Source organism: Methanoculleus thermophilus (assembly GCF_001571405.1).
In the GTDB taxonomy this organism is placed as follows: Archaea; Halobacteriota; Methanomicrobia; order Methanomicrobiales; family Methanoculleaceae; genus Methanoculleus; species Methanoculleus thermophilus.
This window is the reverse complement of the sequence record NZ_BCNX01000004.1, coordinates 35,328-53,602: the sequence shown is the minus strand read 5'-3', so window position 1 is coordinate 53,602 and position 18,275 is coordinate 35,328. Positions and strand designations below refer to the sequence as shown.

The following is an 18,275-nucleotide window of genomic DNA, read 5'->3' as shown; positions in this document are numbered from 1 at the left end:
TGAACAAAAACGGGTTGATCTCATGAAACGAACCGGGAAATCAGTGCAGTACATTTTATTTGTACTGGTGATATGTTCGCTGCTGGTTCTGCCGGCAGCCGGGGAGGCGTTCCCACCCGGGAACGTGGCTCCCGGGGAGAGCACTGTGAATGATACGGTGACTCCTGAGGTGACGGCGATGGAGACGCCTCAGGCAACACCGACGGAAGAGTCTGTTGATCCACCGGTGGAAGAGCCAACAGGAACACCAACGGAAGAGCCTGTTGACGCACCGACGGAGTCCCTGAGTGCGGCACCAACGCTATTTTCGACAACGGGAACTGAACCCGAAGTCCTCTTTGACGGAACTGTGACGCTTCCAAGGGGGGCATTTGTCCTGACGGCATACAACTCCGGGAAGAGTTATGCGGTCATGAACCCAACCCCGCTCGGCGTTTTGCATGCGATTGCGGAGTCTGAAGGCTGGGTCTACAACGTGACCGACAAAAAATACGCCGAAATGAGAATCTTCCTTCTCGACGGTATCGAGAGTTATCAGAAAGGCAGCGAGGAGTGGTTCTGTTACGTCAATGGTGTTCTCAATGACGGAATCGCAGACAACACAAGCGCCTTAAACGTCGTGGAATTGAGTGACGGCGACGTAGTCACCTTCTACTACGGCAGCGGTTCGAACCCCGATACTGCAACCGCCATCATCAACGCAACCGTCGAGATCGACGAGGACGACTGGACGCTCGCGCTCATCGGTGTCCGAAACGTTGTCCTGCCCAGGAGCGACTATGAGGAGACGATCTCAAGCATGTCGTCCCATAGGGCAACCGGCCCCGATCACAAGAGCAACACCTGGGAAGGGATGCCGCTTCGCTACATCATCGGTGCGATCGACGACTGGAATTACGGAATGTCCTCCGCTGCGTTCAACAGTGCACTTGCAGCAGCAGGGTATGACATCACCCTGATCAGTATCGATGGACGTGAAACGACCTTCAACAGTTCGATCGGGATCGACAACAACAATTTCATCCTTGGCTACAAGGTCAACGGCGCTGTGCTGGACCCAAGCGATGCTCAATGGCCGCTGCGGCTGGTCGGATCGGGTGTCAACAGTGACCTCAGCGCAAAAGGCGTCGTGGCGATCCGGATCGGTGTAGAGGCAGGGTCAACCCCGCCGCCCCCAAATGGTGGGACAACCGAGATACGCGTTGTGAAGTATGCCTCCGACGGCGTGACCATTGTGAACGAGACGACGATCACCTACCAGGAGATGATGGAGCGGTTCCCAATCATCGGCGGTGACGACGGCGTCCGGCTCCGGTTCCAGGGCCCGACATTCGACCCGAACGATCTCTGGAACCCCGATGAAGACAAAAACCCCGGCAAGGTCGATAATGTTGTAAGGGGGACCGCAATCAGGTACCTCTGTGACCTCGTTGGCGGGGTTCCAGAGGGTGGTGAGGTCTGCCTCATAGCATCCGACGGCTACGAGGTAAAGATGAACTACACCAACCTCTACGAGCCGCTCGACCGGCAGGGCGAGCCTATCGTCGCCTGGTGGGCTAACGGCAAGTACGTGCCGGAATACAAAGAGGGTATGCGCCTCTTCTTCAACTCCCCTGATGGTGTCTTTGGCGCCGACGACATGCGGGCATGCCTCGCCGAGCCATACTGGCACTACTACGATCACGCCGGTGTCCACTACCCCTCAGCGGCCGGATGCTCCAACCAGAAGGTCGCAACCATCGAGATCCATGAGGCACCACGGGAGGACTGGAACCTCATCCTGACGGGCGCCATCAACGTGACCATCACCCGATCCTACTTTGAACAGGGCAAAGCCTGCGCCATGGCCGGACACGGCGCGACATGGATCGACGGCGACGACGTCTGGTCCGGAATGCCGCTCTGGCTCCTCTGCGGCTATGTCGACGACGCGAACAGCCATGACTACGGGACAGAATGCTTCAATGAGACCCTCGCAGACGCAGGCTACAACGTGACCGTCATCGATTACGGTCCGGATGGCATCAAAGGCACCGATGACGACTTCTCCGCCACCTTCCACAGTTCGTTCGTCAAACGGAACAACAACATCATCGTAGCGGACGAGCTCAACGGCGCTCCGCTGCCCAAAGACGGCGATAAACCGCCCTGGCCCTTGAAACTCGTCGGTTCCGCCCTGACCTCCAACAAGCAGAAGGTCGGAAGCATCGACGAGATCGTCCTGGAGGGTGTGCCGATTATTGCAGAGCCGCCTACGGCCGACGCGGTGATCTCGCTTGAACCGGGCTGGAACTTCGTCTCGACACCCAAGCGGCTCGCCGACGGTAGTAACACGTTCGCGATCTTCTTTGACACTGTCGATACCGCGGGCAACTCGATCCTGATCTATGACGCCCTGGAGCAGAAGTGGGACGACGTAGCCTCGACCGACGTATTCCGGCCGCTCGATGGCGTCTGGGTCTACTCAAATGAGGCCTGCACCGTCCCCCTGATCTTCGCTTCCGGGGAGCCGGGTCTCCCGCCGACAAAGGCCCTCAGCAAAGGCTGGAATGCGATCGGTTTCACGGATACCGTCCCCGAGTCAGCGGCAAACACCCTGCTCTCCCTCGGGGACCACTGGACGACCCTGATCGGCTACGATGCGAAGGTCCAGCAATACGGGGTATCGATCATCCGCGGTGCCGACGGCCGGCACGGCGATGAGCGCATGATGCAGCCCATGCAGGGCTACTGGATCTACATGACCGAAGCAGATACGCTCGCGGGCATCAGTGCCTGAGGGGGATCTAGGGTGAAAATACGAGACGGCATCGCGTTGATTCTCCTCCTCGGCCTCGTGGCCGGTGCGGCTGCGGCGGCCGGGGGCACCCCCCCCGTCCTGCCTCATGCGTTTTACGGAGACGTGACGATCGGCGGATCTCCCGCACCGGCCGGCACCGTGATCACCGCAAAAATCGGCGGAACCGAATGCGGCTCGATCCAAACGACGGATGCCGGAAAGTACGGTAGTCCCGACGAAAGCCTCGGAAACCGTCTGATCGTCACGGGAACCGCGGATCAGGAGGGGGCGATTATAACGTTCTACGTCAACGGCGTTGCCGCACAGGAGACAGCGACCTTCAGATCCGGAGCGGTGACCGCCCTCGATCTGAGCGCAGTCGCCATCACGCCCACGCCGACCCCCACTTCCAGCACTGGCGGCGGAGGAGGGGGCGGAGGGGGTAGCGGTCCCGGCAGCGGAGGGTCCTCCTCCAAAAACCCCGGGTCGGAGGTAACCTACGACCCGAACGCTCCTCTCGCTCCGGAAGTATTCACCGAGAGCGCGTCCCTCACAACGTCATCGACCGGGGTGGTGCTTGAGTCAGTGATGGTCAGGACCGACGACAAAGTCGGCGCCGTAACGATACAGGAGGGCACCATCGCCCGTGACAGCGCAGGCAACCCACTTACCGAAGTGACCTGCACGAAGGTCGCCCCCGCGGAAGTTCCCCCGGCGCCGCCGGGAACAACCATCGCTGTCGCGCTCAGGTGCGGACCTGCTGGCGCCACCTTTGACCCGCCGGTACTCCTCACCTACACACTCTCCGCCGAGGAGTGGGCGCGGATCGAGGAAGGTGTCACGCCGAAAGTGATGTGGTACAACCCGGAGAGCGGCGAGTGGCAGGAGATTGCCGCCACGGTGAACCCCGCCACGCGGACGATCACCGCAGAGGTCTCACACTTCAGCATCTATGCCCTGGTGTGGACCGCTCCGGAGACGGTGGCAGCAGGAGCTGAGGGCACCGTAACTCCAGGCGGGGAACCTGCCGGGGAACCCGGCCCGGCACTCCCGACCTGGGCGCTGGTCGTCATCATCGTGCTGGTCATCGCACTTGCAGCGTCCCTCCTCATGAGGAGAAAGTAACCCCACTTTTTTCGCGACAAGAAGGAGCAACGCATGGTAATTACGCACCGGCGGGGTACGGCCCCGCACACAATCCTCTTTGCGCTCTGCATCCTCCTCGCACTGGTAGCCCCGGTAACTGCAGCCACTACCGAACTTCACGTCGTCAGGTATGCAGCCGATGGCGTTACTGTTCTCGGGGAGAAGACAGTCGATTACCGCTGGCTTGAGGCGAACCTCCCGGTCCAGGGCGACGGCGAGACCCATTACTACCACCAGGGGCCTGTCTTTGTGGGGGATCCCTGGAATCCTGAAGAGGATACCAATGTCGAAGAGAAGGATATGGGCGCGGTGAAGGGAACCAATCTCGCCGACATCTGCGATCTCGTAGGCGGGATGAAGGAAGGTGAGATAGTCAGAGTCAAGGCGATAGACGGGATGTCAAGAGAGTTCCCATACCGGAACGTCTACGAGCCGGAGTCCCGGCAGGGGCCGATGGTCATCACCTGGTATAAGGCCGATGAGGGTTACGTCCCCGATTACTACACCGGCATGCGTCTTGTCTTCTTCGCGGATACATCGACCAATCCCTACGGGATCCATGCATTCGGTGTCACGGATATGCGCGAATGTTTCGATCCAGAGTACTGGTATTTCTACAACGGGAAGTATCCAACAACCACAGGCCTCTCCGTACAGTCTGTGAGTGAAGTCATTATCTACAGCGAAGAAGAGGCCACCGGGAGTATCCGCGTAAACTCAACTCCCACCGGGGCCGTCGTCTATATCGACGACGAAGAGACCGGTTATACGACTCCCTGCACCCTCTCCGGTATCGAGGTCGGGACACATTCTGTCAGGGTCGAGAAAGAGGGATATATCCAACCGGACGAGGTTTGGATCAACGTCGTTGCAAACACGGTCGTGGAAGCCGCGTTCAACCTCACCCCGGAGACGGGAAGCATTGCCGTCTCCACGATCCCGACCAACGCGAGCATCCTCCTCGATGGCAACGTTACAGGACTCTTTACTGACGCGGTCCTGGAAGAAGTCCCTGTCGGTGAGCATATGGTCGAGCTCGTGCTGCCAGGATATCGAAACGCCACCCAGAAAGTCGTCGTCGAGAAGGATGAGTGTACCACCATCGACCTGGTTCTCTTCTCTGAAAACACCACCCCGACCGAAGTCACCCCTGGAACAGGGAGTATATTCATCTCATCGGTCCCAACGAACGCAAGCATCCTCATTGATGGTAAGGAGACGGGAACCCGAACCAACGCAACCCTGGATGCGGTTCCTGCCGGAGAGCATACGATCGAGCTCGTGATGCCGGGTTACAGAAATGTCACCAGAACCGTCATTGTGAAGTCAGGTGAATCCAGCACCCTCGAGATGATCCTCTCCCCTGTAGACGGTAAAACAGGAGCGAACGCCTCCGCAGGCCGGGATGGAACCTCAACCACACACCCCACACAGAATCCCCTGGAGGCATTCATCGCCGCAGTTCTCAACCTCCTGGCCACGGTGTTCCCGTTCTTCGAGGCAGAGGAAGACCTGCCGACCACGCAGGGGCCGGAGAGCACTCCCACCCCGGACGAATACATCGCAACCTCCTCGCCGACAGGCACCCCTGCACCTCCTAAACCGACACCAGGTGACGTCCTGAACACGAAAAACCACTCAGGTGGGCTCTACATCGAATCGTATCCCCCGGGTATGACGATCGTCATAGACAACAAAAGACAGGTCTGGCAGACGCCACATGTCGTCTACGGCCTCCGTGAAGGCCTGCACAGCATCGGGGTTGAAGAGACTGAACCCGGCCGGAGCGGCAAAGATTCCGACTTCCACTTCGAGACCGTTCAGGCCTGGGTTTATCCGGACGCGATCACGCCTGTCCGCCTTGACGGCGTAGCCATCATCACCAAAAAGACAGTCAAGATAGATTCAGAGGATTATCGCGGTGCAAAGTTCACAGTGAACGGACGCTACCCTCCAGGCACCATCCCGGGGGAGGCCGTGGTCGATGGACCGAAGTCCTGGATCACCGTGTCCCAGAATGGCACCTACCTCTCGTACAGGATTCCCAACTCCCTTGAGAGCGGTCAGACGTTCATAGTAAAACCCTGGAGCGGCAGCACCGTCCCGCTCAGGATCGACTCAAGCCCCAGAGGCGCCGCAGTCTTCATCGATGGGTTCCCCACAGGGGAGGTTACCCCGTGCAGAGTGGAAGGCCTCTCCCCCGGCCAGCACCGCATCCTTGTGTCAAAACCAGGGTATATTCCCGCTGAAGATACAATCACGATCCCGGAGGGAGCCGAGACCGGAGGGGCTGTCACATGCACGCTCAGAGAGTACACCAATGGGAATCTCCACGTCGAGAGCACGGTCCGGGATGGGCGGATCTACCTCTACGGCCGATACACCGGAGAAAAGACGCCCCATACCTTCACGGGGATGAGCATCGGAACCTATGAAGTCCGGGTCGTCACTGAGAACGCCTCAAAGACCGTCATGGATGTATTGGTGACACCAGGGGAGACAGCCCGGTGCATGGTGGTCCTGAAGGAGGGTAATCCATGAGCCGGTGGCGGAGTGTCCGTCTGGTAGTGGTAACGGTCATGCTGCTCGCACTCATCCTCCCGGTGGCATCTGCCGCCATCATCTGGGGGCCGTATGTCACAAACACCATGGATAAATCAGCGGTGGTCAGCTGGAAGACGACCTCTGCCGATGAGGGGTGGGTGGAGTACGTAGCCGAGGGTGGCGGGACTTACCAGCGCATAGCCTCTCCAGAGAAGGAGAGCATGCACCATGTGCTTCTCACCAATCTTACCCCGGCGACCACCTACCGCTACCGTGTCGGCATCGGGAACGAAACAACAGAGGACTGCAGGTTTCGGACATTCGGGGATCAATCGTTCGTCTGCATCGTATACGGTGACACCCGGGCTCAAAAACCCTTCTTCACTCAGGCCGAGCGGCACGGTCTGGTGGCGGAGAGGATAGCCGCAGAGGAGGATGTCCTTTTCGTCATTCATACCGGTGATTTCGTCTGCGAGGAGGACGAGTGGGATGAGTTCTTCGCAGCCGCGGGGCCGATGCTTGGGAACACAACCCTGGTCCCGGTGGCGGGCAACCACGAAGGATCGGCAGAGGTCTTCACCGCCATCTTCTCTCTCCCGACATACTACTCCTTCGATGCCGGCAGCCTCCATGTGACAGTCCTTGACAGCAACGACTGGGCATGGACGGATATGGGCTCGCAGACCGCATGGCTCAGGAGAGACCTTGCATCCTCCTCACCCTGGAAGTTCGCAGCGTTCCACCACCCACCGTTCACCGCTGACCGGAAATCACCCGGAGGAAACCTGGCGATCCGGGACGAATGGTGCGACATCCTCTCTGAAAACGGCGTGAACGCCGTATATAACGCACACACCCATGCTTACGAGCGTTACCGGATTGAAGGGACGGAATACATCGTTATTGGGTGCGGCGGTGCACCGTTCTACCCGCTCGCCGATGATAAACCAAAAGGGTACCAGATGAGCCGTGAAGAGACCCTCGGATATATCCGGGTCACCGTGAATCCGGAATCGGTTATTATGGAGATGGTGCCGGTTGCGGAGTTCGCAGAGAACGGCGAGGTGACGATGTACCCAAGAGAAACCGTCATCGACACCGTCCGCCTTTCGGCACCTGCATCCGACGAGTGGTGGGAGGTGCTGATATCCCTCCCTGGTTTATCCGAATTCTCAGAATTATGGAGATGATAACTATGCATACAAAAGTGACACAAATCCTGCTTGCGCTTCTCTGCGTGAGCATACTGGCATCTGCCGTCTCGGCGGCGCCGACTACAGAGTTACGTATTGTAAAGATCGCAGCAGATGGAGAGACAATCCTTGCGGAGAAGACAGTTGACTATCGGTGGATGGAGGCAAACCTCCCGGTTCTCGGGGATGGGGTGACCCACTACTACCACCAAGGACCGGTCTTTGAGGGGGACAAATGGGACCCCGAAGAGACGACGAATTTCAAGGACAGGGGGGCCGTAAAAGGAACGGATGTCCGCGACCTCGCTGAACTGGTCGGCGGCGCCGAGCCCGGGGATGAGATCATGATCCGGGCGGCCGACGGCTACCATGTTGAGTTTGCCTACCAGAACGTCTACGAGCCCGACCCCCGCCAGGGCCCTATAGGGATCTGCTGGTATAACGGTGATGAGACAGAGGCAGGCGAGCGGCAGGGGCGTGGTTACGTCCCCGAATACTATATGGGGATGCGCCTCGTCTTCTTCGCCGACAACTCGACCAACTCGGAAGGTCTCCATGTCTATGGGAACTGGGACATGCATGAAACACTCCCAGAGTCAACACAGCACTTCTACGGCGACCTCTACCCCTCCACTGGAGGTCTCACCGTGAAATGGATCGATGAGATCCGGATCTACACCGGCGGATACCATGGCGAGCGAGGAGCACTTGCTGGCTCTCTCGACGGACCTGCAACGGAGGCGACTACGGAGCCGCTGAAAACCCCGATTTCCCTCATGATAACCCTCATTGCAGCCATAGGGGCGGCAGCGCTCCATGCCCGAAGAGGAGCGTGATCCCGGTGTGCCGGATCTACCCGGTCGTCGCGATGCTGATCGGTATCGTGGTCCTTGCCTCGGGATGCATCGGTGCAACGAGCGGCCCCGATGATGTGGCCTGGAACCTGACACTTGCCGGAGAGACAGAGAGTGTGCTTACGCTCACCGAACTCCGGCAGATGCCTGCTGTTGAGGGGTATGGTTACTCGGTCTCAACGGTCGGGATCAAGTACGGCCCAAACAGGTATCGTGGCGTGCTCCTCGCCGATCTCGTTGAGATGGTAGGAGGCGTGGGTGCAGACGACCTGATCTACGTCTCCGCAGAAGACGGTTACCTCTGGGTCTTTGATACCGCTCAGTTACAGGGCAAGGAGTTCTTCACCTTCAGTGAAGAACTCCGGGAGATTCCGTCACCACCGCTCCAGGTCATCCTGGCTTACGAGCAAGATGGGAAGCCTCTGGCCTATGAGGACGGTGGACCGCTCCGCCTCGTCGTCATCACCGAGACACACGACGTCATTACCGAAGGAAGCCCCTGGGTGAAGTGGGTCGACCGGATCGAGGTTCACAGGAAATGAGCCGTCCCGCGACACTTGTGATGATCGCGCTCGTCGTGCTTGCAGTATCGGCGGGCTGCACCGGGACCGACCCGGGACGTACCGTCCTCACGGTGGTCCCGGCCGGAAGCCTTCTTGTTCCGCTCGAGGAGATTGAGGCTGCTTTCGAGAGTCAGCATCCGGAGATCGATGTCCAGCTCGAAGGTCACGGGAGTATCCAGGCGATTCGGCAGGTAACGGATCTCGGGCGGAGTATCGATGTCGTCGCGGTCGCGGATGCCTCGCTCATCCCGGATATGATGTACATCCCGATGAGAGAGGGGGGTGAGAATTACACGGACTGGTACATCCCCTTCGCAAAGAACGAGATCGTGATCGCCTATACCGACCGGAGCACGGGTGCGGATGAGATCACGGCTGGTAACTGGTACCAGGTCCTGGCCCGCCCGGATGTGCGGGTCGGGTTCTCAAATCCCATGCTCGACGCCTGCGGCTACCGGGCGCTTATGGTGACAGCGCTTGCCGAGGAGCATTACGGTGAGCCGGGCCTCTTTGAGGCAATCATCGGTGGATCTTTTGACCCGCCGCTCAGGCCAACCCACACAGACGGCGTAACGATGATCACCCTGCCGGAGCGGATGAGGCCGGCAGATGAGAAACTCGCCATCCGGGACGGGAGTATCTACCTTCTCTCGCTTCTTGATGCTGGCGGGATTGACTATGCCTTCGAGTATCGGAGCGTAGCCGAAGAGCATGGTCTGCAATGGATCAACCTCCCTCCCGAGATCAACCTGGGCTCTGCAGAACACGCCGACGACTACCAGAGGGTGCATGTGACTCTCGGGTTTGAGCGGTTCCGTTCCATCGGGAGGGAACGCATCGGCCAACCAATCGTCTACGCCATCACCGTGCCCCGCAACGCACCCCACCCAGATGAAGCGCAGATGTTTGTGGACTTCGTTCTGGACGCATTCGGTGAAAAAAAGGCCGGATGGCCCGAGCCGGTGAGCGCGAAACCGAAGACTGCTACGGTGTACCATGCTACAGACTGACAAACCTTTTCCGCATCGCCCACCTATGTAGAGGTAGAGTATGCCCGGCGGAGCTGCTACAATACGTTATCAGACAGCCGCCGGGAGTACTGGATGCCGGATGCCGGGCAATAAACGAGAGATAGAGGTATTTCTCTCACATCTCTCAAATCAGCGAAAGATCGATGGGATACTATGTTCTGGAACAGAGCAATGGAGACAATCCGGCCTGATGAACTTGCAGACCTTCAACTCAAGCGGCTGAAATGGACGCTTCATCAGGCAGAAAAGGTTGGGTTATACCAGAGAAAATTCAAAGAAGCGGGCGTCTCTCCGGACGATATCAGGACACTCGACGACGTGGAGAAACTTCCCTTCACCTACAAAAAAGAGCTCCAGGCCGGATACCCGTTTGGCCTCTTTGCAGTCCCGATGAGGGAGATCATACGAATTCACACCACCTCCGGCACCACCGGAAAACCGACCGTCGTCGGTTACACCCGACAGGATCTGGAGAACTGGTCGGAGTTGATTGCGCGAAACATGACGATGATCGGTCTTGGAGAAGACGATGTCTTTCAGAACGCGGTCAACTACGGTCTCTTCACCGGGGGACTCGGGTTCCATTACGGAGCCGAGAAGATCGGGGCGACGGTGGTCCCAAGCGCAACAGGCAACACCCGGCGCCAGATCGAGATGATTGAGGACTTCGGGGTGACCGCGATCCACTGTACGCCAAGTTACGCCCTCCACCTCGCCGAGGTTGCCGAGTCGATGGGAAAGACACTGGATACTCTCAGGGTAGGGATATTCGGGGCCGAACCCTGGTCGGAGAGCATGCGCGCAGAACTCGAGCGGCGGCTCGGTGTGAAGGCCTATGACAGTTATGGGCTCTCGGAGATGTACGGGCCGGGAGTGGCATTCGAGTGTCCGGAGCACAACGGGCTCCATCTCTGGCATGACTGCTACCTTGCAGAGATCATCGATCCCAAGACTGGTGAGAGGCTCGCACCCGGTGAACGGGGTGAACTTGTCATCACCCCGCTCGTCAAGGAGGCCATGCCGCTCGTCCGTTACCGGACCGGCGACGTGACCCAGCTGATGGACGAGGAGTGCTCCTGCGGGCGCGGGCAGAAGATCGCCCGGCTCACCGGACGCAGCGACGATATGCTGGTCATCCGGGGAATCAATGTCTTCCCCTCTCAGATCGAGCACGTTCTGCGAGCCCTTCCCGAGGTTGGGGAACAGTACATGGTATATATCGACCGTGTCAAACATCTTGATGAGATGACGATCGAAGTCGAGATGAGCAGAGCATCTTTCTCCGGGGAACTGCAGGACCTCGCACGTATACAGAAAAAGATCGCCAGCGAACTCCACAACGCGCTCGGGCTTCGGACCGCGGTGAAACTGGTTGAGCCAGGATCGCTACCCCGGTTCGAAGGGAAGGCAAAGCGGGTCATTGACCGGCGGGGGGCACTCTGATGGTACTCTGGAACCCACGAATGGAGACGATGCCGCCCGATGAGTTGCGGCGGCTCCAGTTCAAACTCCTAAAAACCCTCGTGTACCGGCTCTACAGTTTCAACGAGTTCTACCGACGCCGGATGAAGGAGCAGCAGGTCCACCCCGACGATATCAGGACGCTTGAGGATATCACGAAACTCCCGTTCATGTACAAACAGGATCTGCGGGATAACTATCCGGACGGAATCTTCTCCGCCGACCGAAACGAACTCGTCCGCTACCACGTCTCCTCCGGAACGACAGGCAAACCCACAGTCGTCGGCTATACGGCACGCGACATCGAGAACTGGAGTGAGTCTCTGGCGCGCGCATTCTCCTCCTGCGGTCTTGGGCGGGGTGATGTGATCCAGGTGAGTTACGGCTACGGCCTCTTTACCGGCGGGCTCGGCGCCCACTACGGCGCTGAGCGCGTTGGTGCAACCGTCCTCCCCACAAGCGTCGGGAACACCGAACGGCAGATTGAGCTGATGCAGGACCTCCACGTCACCGCCATCGCCTGCACTCCATCGTATCTCCTTCACATCGGGGAGGTGGCAGAGAAGATGGGGGTCTCGATCAAGAACGACACCGACCTTCGCCTTGGTTTCCTCGGCGCTGAACCCTGGTCGGAGCAGATGCGAGTCCGGATAGAGGACTGGCTCGGGATCCGCGCCTACGATATCTACGGGACAAGCGAACTCTCCGGCCCGTTGTTCACCGAGTGTGCAGAGCAACAAGGAATCCATATATGGGGCGACCTAGCGTTCGTGGAGATTGTGGACCCCAAGACCAACGAGGTGCTTGAACCCGGAGAACAGGGCGAGGTGACCATCACCATGCTGCAGAAAGAGGCCCTTCCCATGGTCCGATATCGGATCGGGGATCTTGCCGCCATTGAGGACGGGATCTGCCCCTGCGGCCGGACGCATCCCCGCATCGGCCGGATACGGGGACGGGTGGATGATATGCTGATCGTCCGCGGCATCAACGTCTTCCCATCGCAGGTGGAGCATACGCTGCTTGAGATTCCCGACGTCGGCAAACACTTCCAGATCGTCGTCGACCGGAAGGGTGCGCTCGATACCATGCTCGTGCGGGTTGAGGTGAGCGAGGAGGCATTCTCTGATAAGATCACCGATCTTATGGTGATCAAGCGGAACGTGGAGCACCGCTTGCGGAGCTCCCTGAACGTGAGTGTGGATGTGGAACTGGTCGAACCGGGAACCCTTCCGCGGTTTGAAGGCAAGTCTAAGAAGGTCATTGACAGGAGGTCTTTGTAATGGAAGAGTCGTATATTGTCAAACAGATCTCAATCTTTTCTGAGAACCGCCCGGGGCGCCTCGCGGCGATCGCCAGTGCGCTGCGGGATGCGGAAATAAACATCTTCGCATTCAGCATCGCTGAAGCGAATGGATTCGGGGTCGTCCGCGCACTCGTTGATCGGCCGGATGACGCCTACAGGAGGCTGACCGATCTCGGGTTCCGGGTCACGTTCACCGATGTCATCGGTGTGAAGATGCGTGACGAGCCGGGTGGTCTCTCAGATATCGCGTCAATCCTCGGGGATGCAGGGATAAACATCGAGTATGCCTATGCATACTCAGGAAAAGATGGAGCGGTCCTGATCCTGCGGGTGGACCAGATTGAGGATGCCGTTCGCCAGATCCTCGACCACGGTGGAGAACTCCTCAAAGCATCCCTTTCACCATAATCCCGGGTTCAGGCCACCTAAACCCCTTCGTCACCCATCTTCACCTTTGAGGAACATATGGACCCTTCCCGCAACCCGCCGGATAGGGATGACAAATGCAAGGCCCATTCCAGGCCGGTCCAGCTCGGCAGCGGCCACGATCGCATCGAGTACCGCATCCGTTCGGTCGGCGGCGACAACCGTCAGAACGATCTCCTTCTCAGGCTCGATGGGAATCCCAAGAAGTGACCTAACCTCATGAATACCGGTCCCACGGCCGAGGAGAATGGTCGCTCCCTCAGCCCCGGCGCCACGGGCCGCCGCAAGCACCGGCTCGGACCAGCCCCGTTTTACAATCGTGATAATCAGTTCGTTATCGGACATATTACTCTTCACCTCGCGTTCCCCGGTAGAGGATACCAAGCGCCAGCACGGAGAGAATGGGTGCAAGCGCTATCAGCGCGATCAGCCCGAAACCGTCGATGACGGGGTTGCGTCCCTCGATCCCTGCAGCAACCCCAACAGCAAGGGAGAGGAGGAAGGTGACGGCCATCGGGCCGGTGGCGACACCCCCGGAGTCAAATGCAATCCCGGCAAACTCCGGATCTGTGAGAAAGAGAAGGATAATGACGAGGGAATAGCCGGGAATGAGAATGTAGAGTAGCGGGATGCCGTAGACGAGACGGGCCATACCGAGTGAGACGGAGATCGCAACCGCGAACGAGAGGGTATAGACGATCAGGGACTCTTTGATATAGCCGCTCGATGACTCTGCAACCTGGTAGCCGAGGACCCGGACAGCAGGCTCTGCGTAGGTAGCAACAAACCCCAGAAGGAACCCGAGCGGGATCAGAAGCCACAGGTGGCCGAACGCAGTGATGGCCTCCCCAATCTCGCGGCCTGCCGGAAGGAATGCGACATTGACACCCTGAAGGAAGAGGACCATTCCAAGAAATGCAACCAGGATCCCCCGCCCGAGGTTCATGACATAAACCCGTGGTAGTTTCAGGAGGGCCACCTGAAATACCCCAAAGAAGATGAGCAGCGGAAGGAGTGCCTGAGCAACCTCAAGAAAGACCTGATCCATCCCCTCGAAGAGTTCCAGAATCATGAATAAACCATCCCCATCAGCATGACGCCGAGGATCGGACCAAGGGAAGCAAGCCCGACCAGCCCAAAACCGTCCGTGAGAGCCGAACGGCCGGCGAGAACCGAAGTGATGCCGGTCCCGAGCGCCAGGATGATCGGGATCGTCAAAAGTCCGGTCGTTATGCCGCCTGCATCAACCGCAACAGCCAGGAAGTCTGGAGATGTAAATGGTGCAAGGACGATGACGGCAGCATAACTGACGGCATAAAGGTAAGCAAGAGGAACTCCGAAGATGATTCTGAGGACACCTGCAGTGACTATGAAGCCAACACTGACTGCGATCACAAGGGTCAGGGGTCCGGACGGTATGCCACCCCCCGTGACGGTATCAAGCATCTCCCCAAGGACACGGATGTTCGGCTCGGCGACGATCGTGAGAAACCCAAACAGGAACGTTCCAGCGATGATCAGCGCGAGTGAACCCCGGACAGAAAACTCGGAGCCGATCGCCTCACCTATGGGAAGAAGGCCCGCCTTCACACCGGAGAGAAAGAGGGCGATCCCGAGGACGACCATGACGCTCCCTAGCAGAAACAGAAGGAGATCTGGCGGCGTCGCACGGAGCACCACAATCTCAAGGACGACGATGATCAGGATGATGGGAAGAACCGCCTGGACAACCTCAACGATCGCCTCCCTGATGCCCTGCAACATGCCGCCGCTCCTCCCGGAAAACCGCCAGGGTTTCGAGTGATCGATAACTATGTCTTGCGTTCAGATAAAGACAGAGGGATCGTCGTCGGTCAGCGCCGTTTCTCCCACTTCAGGAGTTCCGCCACCTCCGAGAGCGTCCGACCACGCCGGATCTCCTCGCGGATCCGTTCTTCGGTCTTCTTCACCTCCATCGCCCGGCGAGCGACCTCGTAGGCCCGCTCCCGGGGAACGACCACGACACCGCTCTCGTCGGCGACGATCCAGTCGCCCGGCCGCACTACCTGGCCGCAGCAGACGATCTCGGTGTTGATCTCTCCAAGACCTTTGGGCTCGCCGGCGTTCGGGACGGTCGCCTTGGCAAAGACCGGGAACTTCATCTCGCGGATATCATCGACGTCCCGGACCGCCCCGTCGATCACGATGCCCGCGATACCCCGGTTCCGGGCCGAGTGAGTAGCCAGTTCTCCCCAGGGCGCAACATCCGTCCGTCCTTCGTTGCTGATAACGAGGACATCACCGGGCCCGGCAACATCTATCGCCTCAACGGGTTTTGCCCAGTCTCCAGCAAGAGTCCGAACCGTCACCGCCTGACCGACCGCTTTTACCCTCCCGCAGATCGAGATGAGATCCGCCATGGCTCCTTTCCGGTGCATGGCGTCGGTGACGTTCGGTGCGGAAACCCCCTCTAAGAGGCGACGGATGACGGCTTCCTGACTCTCTTCTTCACGCGGCCGGATCTCGGGCCGATCGATCGCGTTTCGGATGCGTTGCGCCGCCCCGGTGACGTCGGCGGCCTTGGTAATATTCCCGCCTACGATCACGATCGATGCCCCGGCAGCGACCGCTTCGGATGCGGTCTCTGCATCGAGCCCCCCGGCGACGGCGATCGGGATGCTCACCTCCCCGGCAAGGCGGCGGAGAAGGGCGAGTGACGACCTGCCGATCATCTGCTGATCGATGCCAACATGAGCGTTGATGTAATCGACACCGAGTTTAGCCAGTTCGTGGGACCGGGTGACCGGGTCGTCGACATTGATGAGGTCCGCCATGATCCGGACGCCATACTTGCGGGCCGAACGGACCGCTTCGGCGATCACGGTGTCATCGGCGTCGGCGAGGATGCAGATGATATCGGCACCGGACTTCGCCGCCATCTCCACTTCAACTGCCCCGGTATCGGCGATCTTCATATCAGCCACAATTTCATGCTCGGGGAAGCGTTCCCGGAGCACTCGCACGGCCTGCATGCCCTCGCTCTTGATCAGGGGTGTGCCTGCTTCAATCCAATCCGCACCGCCACGAACCGCTTCTTCTGCGATCTCTACCGCACGATCGAGCTCGAGGAGATCGAGCGCCACCTGGAGAGTTGGCGTTGCCATACAATACCTGTATGATAAAGATTGTATTTATCTGGTGCCGGCCCGGGGGAAACATATATGCATCGGGATGCTTGAGGTAGCCGGCGCCAATGACACCTCATGTCTCAAAGAGTTGAGAACCGGAATGGCTGTATCGATGGTGCGGATGTGATGACGGATGGTTGAAATCGGTTATAAACTGGCATGCGAGGAGCATGGTCCCCAGGATCTCGTCTGCAACGCCCGAATGGCGGAAGAGTCCGGGTTTACATTTGCCATGATATCAGATCACTACCACCCCTGGACAAACCGGCAGGGTGAGAGTCCGTTCGTCTGGGGAGTCCTCGGCGGCATCTCCCAGGTGACGGCAGACCTGCAGCTGATAACGGGAGTCACCTGCCCGACGATGCGAATACACCCCGGCATCATTGCGCAGGCTGCAGCTACTGCCGGGACCATGATGCCGGGACGGTTCATTCTCGGGCTTGGATCGGGCGAGAACCTCAACGAACACATCTTCAACAGTTACTGGCCTCCGGCGCGGGTCCGGATTGAGATGCTCGAGGAGGCGGTAGAAGTGATCAGGACGCTCTGGAAAGGGGGCATGCAGAGTTACTACGGCACCTTCTACACCCTGGAGAATGCGCAAATCTTCACCCTTCCCGAACAACTCCCCCCGATCTACATCGCATCCGAAGGCCCGATCAGCGCATCCATGGCCGCCCGGGTAGGGGACGGGTTCATCAACCCAGGGACAAATGCCGAAGAAACCCTCATTGTCTTTCGGGATTCCGGGGGCGCAGACAAACCGGCGTATATCGAGGTCTCGGTCTGCTGGGCGGAGACCGAGGAGGAAGGGCAGACAACAGCCTACGAGCAGTGGCCGATCCCTGCAAACACCGGAGAACTCAACAGGCTCCTCCCCACACCGGCCCATTACGAGCAGCTGGCAAAGATGGCGACACCGGAGGATGTCGCAAAGCATGTGGTCTGCGGTCCCGATGCGGAGGCGCACATCAAAAAGATCGAGGAGAAGATCCGGATGGGGTTCGACCACGTCTGCATCCACCAGATCGGGCACCAGCAGCGGGAGTTCATGGAGTTCTACAGAAACGAGGTTCTGCCGCATTTCCAGGAGTAGAAACAACTCATTTCACCCCACGCCCAACCATTCTTCCACGCACCGGAGCGCTATAGCGAAGGTGAGGAGCGAGGGAACCAGTACAGAAAACTGCCCCATCGTGACAACCAGCACCTTCAACCGATAAAAATCCGAAGTAGTGGACCGTGGCGATACTCTCGTGGATACCGTGCCATGAGATACGATTATACGATCCCATGTATCGGTGATCGACGCTCCTCCAGGAATGGAGTTTGAGCACCGACCGGGAAAACAGCAACCGGCCAAAACTGCAAAAGAGAGCATGTCAACGCGTGAACGCTGCTAGATGTAGGCTGTCCCTGCGCAAAGGCGTTCCCGGACGGCCTCAAAAAGAAGGACTACTGGTCGGCCGGCTCCTCCTCATCCGTCCGCACCTTGCAGATCCTCTCGACCGATGAGACAAAGACCCGACCATCTCCGGGCTTTCCGGTCCGGCCGTTTGCCCGGACGATCCCGAGGACCGTATCGACGTCGGCATCCCGGACCACCATCTCGATCTTCACCTTCGGGATGAGTTCGACCGGCACCGTCTTTCCCCGGAACCGGAGGGCGATGCCCTTCTGGGCTCCTCGCCCCATCACCTCGCTCACGGTCATTCCATAGATCCCGCTCGTTTCGAGTGCCGTTTTCACGGCATCAAACATCTCGGGCCTGATAACCGCAGTTACCATCTTCATCTGCACCACTC

The 18,275-nt window shown here is 58.9% G+C and carries 16 protein-coding genes; 11 read left to right on the top strand and 5 right to left on the bottom strand.

Annotation, left to right across the window (positions count from 1 at the left end):
- Positions 1 to 145 precede the first annotated feature (145 nt).
- From MCUTH_RS02155 to MCUTH_RS02110, 10 genes are all read left to right on the top strand, one after another.
- Entirely contained in the window at positions 146 to 2,779 is a 2,634-nt protein-coding gene (locus MCUTH_RS02155) for a PT domain-containing protein (RefSeq protein ID WP_150468691.1), read from the top strand.
- A 12-nt stretch (positions 2,780 to 2,791) separates the two neighbouring features.
- Positions 2,792 to 3,904: a hypothetical protein gene (locus tag MCUTH_RS02150; protein WP_150468692.1), complete on the top strand. Its 1,113-nt coding sequence runs from the start codon at positions 2,792 to 2,794 to the stop codon at positions 3,902 to 3,904.
- A 33-nt stretch (positions 3,905 to 3,937) separates the two neighbouring features.
- A complete protein-coding gene (locus MCUTH_RS02145; protein ID WP_066954873.1) occupies positions 3,938 to 6,466 on the top strand; it encodes a PEGA domain-containing protein in 2,529 nt (842 codons plus the stop codon).
- Positions 6,463 to 7,659 (top strand): purple acid phosphatase family protein, encoded by a 1,197-nt coding sequence (locus MCUTH_RS02140; protein ID WP_083524724.1) that lies wholly within the window; start codon positions 6,463 to 6,465, stop codon positions 7,657 to 7,659. The genes MCUTH_RS02145 and MCUTH_RS02140 overlap by 4 nt, the downstream gene beginning before the upstream one ends.
- A 5-nt stretch (positions 7,660 to 7,664) precedes the next feature.
- Positions 7,665 to 8,498: an argininosuccinate synthase gene (locus MCUTH_RS02135; RefSeq protein ID WP_066955437.1), complete on the top strand. Its 834-nt coding sequence runs from the start codon at positions 7,665 to 7,667 to the stop codon at positions 8,496 to 8,498.
- Positions 8,495 to 9,058 (top strand): molybdopterin-dependent oxidoreductase, encoded by a 564-nt coding sequence (locus tag MCUTH_RS02130; protein ID WP_066954867.1) that lies wholly within the window; start codon positions 8,495 to 8,497, stop codon positions 9,056 to 9,058. Before MCUTH_RS02135 ends, MCUTH_RS02130 begins: the two co-directional genes overlap by 4 nt.
- Positions 9,055 to 10,089 carry a tungstate ABC transporter substrate-binding protein WtpA gene (gene wtpA, locus MCUTH_RS02125; protein ID WP_066954864.1) on the top strand — a complete coding sequence of 345 codons (1,035 nt, stop codon included), beginning with the start codon at positions 9,055 to 9,057 and terminating at the stop codon, positions 10,087 to 10,089. The genes MCUTH_RS02130 and wtpA overlap by 4 nt, the downstream gene beginning before the upstream one ends.
- Before the next feature lie 174 nt (positions 10,090 to 10,263).
- Positions 10,264 to 11,553, top strand: a complete 1,290-nt coding sequence (locus tag MCUTH_RS02120) for a phenylacetate--CoA ligase family protein (RefSeq protein ID WP_066954861.1) — start codon at positions 10,264 to 10,266, stop codon at positions 11,551 to 11,553.
- Complete coding sequence (locus MCUTH_RS02115) at positions 11,553 to 12,854, top strand: phenylacetate--CoA ligase family protein (protein ID WP_066954858.1); 1,302 nt, start codon at positions 11,553 to 11,555, stop codon at positions 12,852 to 12,854. Before MCUTH_RS02120 ends, MCUTH_RS02115 begins: the two co-directional genes overlap by 1 nt.
- Entirely contained in the window at positions 12,854 to 13,285 is a 432-nt protein-coding gene (locus MCUTH_RS02110; RefSeq protein ID WP_066954855.1) for an ACT domain-containing protein, read from the top strand. Before MCUTH_RS02115 ends, MCUTH_RS02110 begins: the two co-directional genes overlap by 1 nt.
- A gap of 30 nt (positions 13,286 to 13,315) precedes the next feature.
- Here the strand turns inward: MCUTH_RS02110 and MCUTH_RS02105 are convergent, their stop codons facing one another.
- From MCUTH_RS02105 to hxlA, 4 genes are all read right to left on the bottom strand, one after another.
- On the bottom strand, positions 13,316 to 13,648 hold the full coding sequence (locus MCUTH_RS02105) for a P-II family nitrogen regulator (RefSeq protein ID WP_066954854.1): 333 nt from the start codon (positions 13,646 to 13,648) through the stop codon (positions 13,316 to 13,318).
- A gap of 1 nt (position 13,649) precedes the next feature.
- On the bottom strand, positions 13,650 to 14,375 hold the full coding sequence (locus tag MCUTH_RS02100; protein WP_066954851.1) for a DUF1538 domain-containing protein: 726 nt from the start codon (positions 14,373 to 14,375) through the stop codon (positions 13,650 to 13,652).
- On the bottom strand, positions 14,372 to 15,067 hold the full coding sequence (locus MCUTH_RS02095; protein ID WP_066954848.1) for a DUF1538 domain-containing protein: 696 nt from the start codon (positions 15,065 to 15,067) through the stop codon (positions 14,372 to 14,374). Before MCUTH_RS02095 ends, MCUTH_RS02100 begins: the two co-directional genes overlap by 4 nt.
- 89 nt (positions 15,068 to 15,156) lie before the next feature.
- Positions 15,157 to 16,446 (bottom strand): 3-hexulose-6-phosphate synthase, encoded by a 1,290-nt coding sequence (gene hxlA / locus MCUTH_RS02090; protein WP_066954845.1) that lies wholly within the window; start codon positions 16,444 to 16,446, stop codon positions 15,157 to 15,159.
- A 157-nt stretch (positions 16,447 to 16,603) separates the two neighbouring features.
- On the opposite strand from hxlA, the gene MCUTH_RS02085 reads away from it, so the two are divergent.
- The gene (locus tag MCUTH_RS02085) at positions 16,604 to 17,566 is read left to right on the top strand and encodes a TIGR03557 family F420-dependent LLM class oxidoreductase (RefSeq protein ID WP_066954842.1); all 963 of its coding nucleotides are present in this window, start codon (positions 16,604 to 16,606) and stop codon (positions 17,564 to 17,566) included.
- A 359-nt stretch (positions 17,567 to 17,925) separates the two neighbouring features.
- Here MCUTH_RS02085 and MCUTH_RS02080 read toward each other — a convergent pair whose 3' ends face one another.
- Positions 17,926 to 18,264: a P-II family nitrogen regulator gene (locus MCUTH_RS02080; protein ID WP_066954839.1), complete on the bottom strand. Its 339-nt coding sequence runs from the start codon at positions 18,262 to 18,264 to the stop codon at positions 17,926 to 17,928.
- Positions 18,265 to 18,275 lie beyond the last annotated feature (11 nt).

Excerpts from the sequence above, each read along its gene's own strand:
- MCUTH_RS02100 (WP_066954851.1), bottom strand. The coding sequence starts at position 14,375 with ATGATTCTGGAACTCTTCGAGGGGATGGATCAGGTCTTTCTTGAGGTT.
- MCUTH_RS02080 (WP_066954839.1), bottom strand. The coding sequence starts at position 18,264 with ATGAAGATGGTAACTGCGGTTATCAGGCCCGAGATGTTTGATGCCGTG.
- hxlA (WP_066954845.1), bottom strand. The coding sequence starts at position 16,446 with ATGGCAACGCCAACTCTCCAGGTGGCGCTCGATCTCCTCGAGCTCGAT.
- MCUTH_RS02110 (WP_066954855.1), top strand. The coding sequence starts at position 12,854 with ATGGAAGAGTCGTATATTGTCAAACAGATCTCAATCTTTTCTGAGAAC.
- MCUTH_RS02115 (WP_066954858.1), top strand. The coding sequence starts at position 11,553 with ATGGTACTCTGGAACCCACGAATGGAGACGATGCCGCCCGATGAGTTG.
- MCUTH_RS02085 (WP_066954842.1), top strand. The coding sequence starts at position 16,604 with ATGGTTGAAATCGGTTATAAACTGGCATGCGAGGAGCATGGTCCCCAG.
- MCUTH_RS02105 (WP_066954854.1), bottom strand. The coding sequence starts at position 13,648 with ATGTCCGATAACGAACTGATTATCACGATTGTAAAACGGGGCTGGTCC.
- wtpA (WP_066954864.1), top strand. The coding sequence starts at position 9,055 with ATGAGCCGTCCCGCGACACTTGTGATGATCGCGCTCGTCGTGCTTGCA.
- MCUTH_RS02135 (WP_066955437.1), top strand. The coding sequence starts at position 7,665 with ATGCATACAAAAGTGACACAAATCCTGCTTGCGCTTCTCTGCGTGAGC.
- MCUTH_RS02120 (WP_066954861.1), top strand. The coding sequence starts at position 10,264 with ATGTTCTGGAACAGAGCAATGGAGACAATCCGGCCTGATGAACTTGCA.
- MCUTH_RS02095 (WP_066954848.1), bottom strand. The coding sequence starts at position 15,067 with ATGTTGCAGGGCATCAGGGAGGCGATCGTTGAGGTTGTCCAGGCGGTT.
- MCUTH_RS02145 (WP_066954873.1), top strand. The coding sequence starts at position 3,938 with ATGGTAATTACGCACCGGCGGGGTACGGCCCCGCACACAATCCTCTTT.
- MCUTH_RS02140 (WP_083524724.1), top strand. The coding sequence starts at position 6,463 with ATGAGCCGGTGGCGGAGTGTCCGTCTGGTAGTGGTAACGGTCATGCTG.